Consider the following 4,677-nt stretch of genomic DNA (forward strand, 5'->3'; position numbering starts at 1 on the left):
GCGACTGGGTGAGCAACTCCCGGTAGAGGCCGCTGGGGCCCTCGGTGGCCCGGACGTGCTCGGCGAAACCCTGGCGCACCGGACGCAGTCGAAGAAGAACAGCTTCGCGCCAGCGCGGCGCGGTGCTGGCGACCGCGACGGCCCGGCCGAGGGCGTGCACGTCACCGGCGAGGCCGGCGGGGCGCGGCTCGCCGGGTAGACCGAGGGGAGGTGGATCGGCGGGACGCCCCACCTGATGCGCGACGCGCGGTCGGGCGACGAGTGACGGCTGCTGGATCGGACCGGTGACCATGGCACCTCCCGCGCGGCGCTGCTACCCCATACCGCGATGGTGAGCCTGCCCGACCCGCCCTGTCCAGGGCCCCGGATCGCCTCATCTGCCGCGTCAAACCCACTGACCCCACCAGCCGCAGCAGTACCGCGTCCGCAGCCCTCACGAGCCGCCTGGACGTATCAGCCTCAGTCGGTCCAGCGGCGCTCCGCCAGGCGGCGCAGGTGGTCGGCCACCGCACGGGTGTCGTCGTCCCGCCCGTCGCCCCCTCGGCCCGCCGTCATCGCCTCGGCCAGCGCCCGCAGCTCTGTCGGCGGCAGGCTGGGCAGCCCCATGCCGCGCAGTGGGATGGTGACCCCTCGCGTACCGGCCGGGTCGGTGGCGAGAATGGCCCGCATCTGCGGCCCGCCGGCCGGGTCGACGTCGCCCGCCTTGCGGTACGACGTCCCGCCCGCCTCGATCCTGGCGGTGGCGAGGTCGACGGTGCGGGTGCGCAGCGCCCCGCGTACCCGCGCCCGGCTGCCGTCCAACCAGACGGCCGTTCGGAGCACCCGTAACACGAGGTAGAGGCCGAGCAGCACGAAGGGCAGACCACACAGGCCGATGAGCGGGCTGGGACCGGACTGGTTCGGGTCAGCGGAGTCCCGTAGCCCCGGTGGCAGCAGCCCCGGCGGCAGGTCGCGAGCCTCCTCATAGGAGGCGAACGCGTCACCCGGTCCGGTCAGCCGGCGCAGCAGCCCGTCGGCGACGAGGGGCAGCACCACGAACGCCGCGCCGATGGCGGCGACGAGGACGCCGGCGACCACCGCCACGACCCGCTGGCCGGGTGACGCGCCGACCGACAGGCGCAGCTCTCGGTTGGTCACAGGGGGCAGCGTAAGACCCCGTCGACACAACGAAGCGCCCCGGCCGGTGGCCGGGGCGCTTCGTTCGAGGTGGTGGAGGTGCCGGGAATCGAACCCGGGTCCTTCGCCGGTTTGTCAGGGCTTCTCCGAGCGCAGCTCGCTGTGCCTCTACTCGGCCCCACCGCTCACGCGAGCAAGTTGGTGTGACGGGCCCAGTCGCTGATTAATCTCGCCGCACGGACCCCGCGACCGGGTCCGATTGGCCAGCCTCCTAGCTGATGCCGGCTACTGGGACGAAGGCGTTCCCAGGCCGACAGACTTAGCTACTCGCCTCAGGCGGCGAGAGCGAAGTCAGCGCGATTTTGCTTGGCGCTTATAAGTTTCCGACGACCGATTCTCGAGACGACGTCGGCTTCCTCGGCTCGCTTCCCCTGTCGCTGCGTACGAAGTCGAAACCAGTCACCCCCTCGACAGGCCGCCGATGTGGCGGCACTGACAAGACTAACGCCTGGCGCAACAGCTTTCATCCCGAGCCCCGGGCCGACGTACCGACCCGGACAAACAGGATGAACTAGTCGTCCATTCCCTTGCCTCGTCGACCCGACACCCGGGCGATCTCCCGGTCCGCGTCGCGCTTGGCGAGGTCCTGACGCTTGTCGTACGACTTCTTACCCTTGGCCAGCGCGATCTCGACCTTGGCCCAGCCGTCCGAGAAGTAGACCTGCAACGGGACGATGGTGAAACCACCCTCGCGGGTCTTGCCGACGAGCTTGTCGATCTCGCCCCGGTTGAGCAGCAGTTTGCGGGTACGCCGGGGCTCATGGTTGGTCCAGGTGCCCTGGGTGTACTCCGGAATGTGCATCGCGTGCAGGTACAACTCGCCGTCACGTTCCTGCGCGAACGCGTCGACGAGCGACGCCCGCCCGGCCCGCAGCGACTTGACCTCGGTGCCGGTCAGCGCCATGCCCGCCTCGTACGTGTCGAGGATCGCGTAGTCGTGGCGCGCCTTCTTGTTGGAGGCGACCACCTTGCGCCCCTTTTCCCGTGGCATCGGTGCCACCTCCTCTCCCTCGTCCGCGGCCGGTTCACCCCGGCCGGACAACCGATCATGCTACCCGAGTGGAAGGACCCTCCCGCGCCGTTTATTTCCGGCTGCGGGAGGGTCCTCGGAAGACCACGGGACGACCGTACGGTGCCTAGACCCGCAGGTAGAAGCGCAGGGTGATCCAGGCGGTGGCGGCGCTGACCAGACCACCGACGCCGGCCATCACCGGGAAGATGAACAGGATGTCACCCCAGGTGATCGGCGAGAGCAGACCCTGCAACGCGCTCAACGACCCGTCGAAGAGCAGATACTTCGCCGCGACCAGGGCCACCAGACCGAGCAGTGAACCGATCAGGCCGGCCACCACGGCCTCCAGCACGAACGGCGCCTGGATGAACCAGTTGGACGCGCCGACCAGCTTCATGACCGCCACCTCACGCCGCTTGCTGTACGCGGCCACCTGAATGGTGTTCGCGACGAGCAGCAGGGCGGCGATCGCCATCACGATGGCGGCGGCCAGGGCGATGTTCTGGATCGAGGTGAGGATATTGAAGATCTTGTCGAGCAGTCGACTCTGGTCGACGATCTCCTCGACACCCTCAGTGTCCTTGTACTGGTCGTAGACGCTCTTGTACTGCTCCGGGTTGTTCAGTGTGAGCCGGAACGACTCGGGCAGCTGGTCCGGCTTGACCGCGTTCACCAGGTCCGGCGCGTCCTGGTACATCGACTTGAAGCGCTCGTACGCCTGGGCCTTGTCGACGTAGATGACCTCCTTGACCAGGGGGTCGCCGTCGAGCTTAATCTGCAGGTCGGTGCGCTGCTGCTCGGTGACCTCCTGCTCCATGAAGATCGAGACCTGGATGTTCTTGTAGTAGAGGTCCTTCATGTCGTCGACCTGGCGGTACATGAGACCGCTGGCGCCGAGCATGGTCAGCGAGACCGCCATCGTGATGATCATCGCGATGGACATGGTCACGTTGCGCCACAGTCCGACCAGTACCTCGGACAGGACGTATTTCACGCGCATCGGGATTTCCTCCGGGTCTCCGGCATGAGGTGTTCGTCGTCAGGCTGCGCAGGGGTGGAGCGCCGGCTCACCCGTAGACGCCGCGGGCCTGGTCACGCACGATGCGACCGCTCTCAATCTCAACGACGCGGCGGCGCATCTGGTTCACGATGTTGGAGTCGTGGGTGACCATCACGACGGTCGTGCCGGTGCGATTGATCCGGTCCAGCAGACGCATGATCTCGATCGAGGTGTCCGGGTCCAGGTTTCCGGTGGGCTCGTCCGCGAGAAGGATCAGCGGACGGTTCACGAACGCCCGGGCGACGGCGACCCGCTGCTGCTCACCACCGGAGAGCTCGTGCGGGTAGCGGTGCTCCTTGCCACCGAGCCCGACCAGCTCCAGCACCTCCGGCACGACGCGGCGGGCAACCGCCTTCGTCTTGCCGATCACCTCGAGAGCGAACGCCACGTTCTCGTAGGCGGTGCGGTTCGGCAGCAGCCGGAAGTCCTGGAAGACACAGCCGATCGAGCGCCGGAAGTGGGGTCGCTTCCAGGACCGCATCGACGTGACGTCCTTGCCGTTCACGACGACGCGCCCCTTGTTGGGGGCCACCTCGTGCAGCAGCATCTTGATGATCGTGGACTTGCCGGAGCCGGATGGACCGATGAAGAAGACGAACTCGCCCTTCTCGATCGAGACGGACACGTTGTCGAGCGAAGGCCGGGACGCCTTCGGGTACGTCTTCGTCACTTGCTCAAGCTGAATCACGGGTGGTGAGTCTACGCGGTGTAACAACTGAGCCAAGCCCCACGCCCCGCCGATCCGGCACGAGTCGTCGAATCAGGCTCCTACCTGGAGATCGACGACGCGCTCCGCCCGCGCGCCGATACGCACCGTCGTTAGCGAGCTGTCGCTGCTTACGCCAACGGATGCCCGCCTCGATGAAACCGTCCAACTCGCCGTCGAAGACCGCGCTCGGATTGCCGGTCTCCTGCTCAGTTCGGAGATCCTTCACCATCTGATAGGGGTGCAGGACGTACGAGCGCATCTGGTCACCCCACGAGCCCGCCGCGTTCTCCTTGAGCCCTTCGAGCTTGGCCTGCTCCTCCTGGCGCTTGCGCTCCAGCAGCCGAGCCTGGAGCACCCGCAGCGCGGAGGCCTTGTTCTGCAGCTGGGACTTCTCGTTCTGGCAGGTCACCACGATGCCGGTCGGGATGTGCGTCAGCCGCACCGCCGAGTCGGTGGTGTTGACGCTCTGCCCACCCGGGCCGGAGGAGCGGTAGACGTCGACGCGTACCTCGTTCTCCGGGATGTCGATGTGGTCGGTCTGCTCGGTGACCGGCAGGACCTCGACCCCCGCGAAGCTGGTCTGCCGACGCCCCTGGTTGTCGAACGGGCTGATCCGGACCAGCCGGTGCGTGCCCGACTCGACACTGAGCGTGCCGTTCGCGTACGGCACCTTGACCGCGAAGGTGGCCGACTTCAGACACGCCTCCTCGGCGTACGAGG

The 4,677-nt window shown here is 67.4% G+C and carries 4 protein-coding genes, 1 other RNA gene and 2 pseudogenes; all 7 read right to left on the minus strand.

Annotation, left to right across the window (positions count from 1 at the left end; translation table 11 throughout):
• Positions 1-292 (minus strand): annotated as a pseudogene (locus KBX53_RS22980) (hypothetical protein); the annotation flags it as partial.
• 167 nt (positions 293-459) lie between these two features.
• Positions 460-1,137 (minus strand): hypothetical protein, encoded by a 678-nt coding sequence (locus tag KBX53_RS22985; RefSeq protein ID WP_030331485.1) that lies wholly within the window; start codon positions 1,135-1,137, stop codon positions 460-462.
• A 70-nt stretch (positions 1,138-1,207) separates the two neighbouring features.
• Positions 1,208-1,583, minus strand: a transfer-messenger RNA (tmRNA) gene (ssrA, locus tag KBX53_RS22990).
• 104 nt (positions 1,584-1,687) lie between these two features.
• Positions 1,688-2,167: an SsrA-binding protein SmpB gene (smpB, locus tag KBX53_RS22995; RefSeq protein WP_030331487.1), complete on the minus strand. Its 480-nt coding sequence runs from the start codon at positions 2,165-2,167 to the stop codon at positions 1,688-1,690.
• Positions 2,168-2,312: 145 nt separating this feature from the next.
• On the minus strand, positions 2,313-3,188 hold the full coding sequence (ftsX, locus tag KBX53_RS23000) for a permease-like cell division protein FtsX (protein ID WP_210861586.1): 876 nt from the start codon (positions 3,186-3,188) through the stop codon (positions 2,313-2,315).
• Between the two features lie 67 nt (positions 3,189-3,255).
• The gene (gene ftsE, locus KBX53_RS23005) at positions 3,256-3,936 is read right to left on the minus strand and encodes a cell division ATP-binding protein FtsE (protein WP_030331491.1); all 681 of its coding nucleotides are present in this window, start codon (positions 3,934-3,936) and stop codon (positions 3,256-3,258) included.
• Between the two features lie 121 nt (positions 3,937-4,057).
• Positions 4,058-4,677: pseudogene (locus KBX53_RS23010) on the minus strand (peptide chain release factor-like protein); the annotation flags it as partial.

This window comes from Micromonospora sp. M51 (assembly GCF_018070305.1).
In the GTDB taxonomy this organism is placed as follows: Bacteria; Actinomycetota; Actinomycetes; order Mycobacteriales; family Micromonosporaceae; genus Micromonospora; species Micromonospora parva.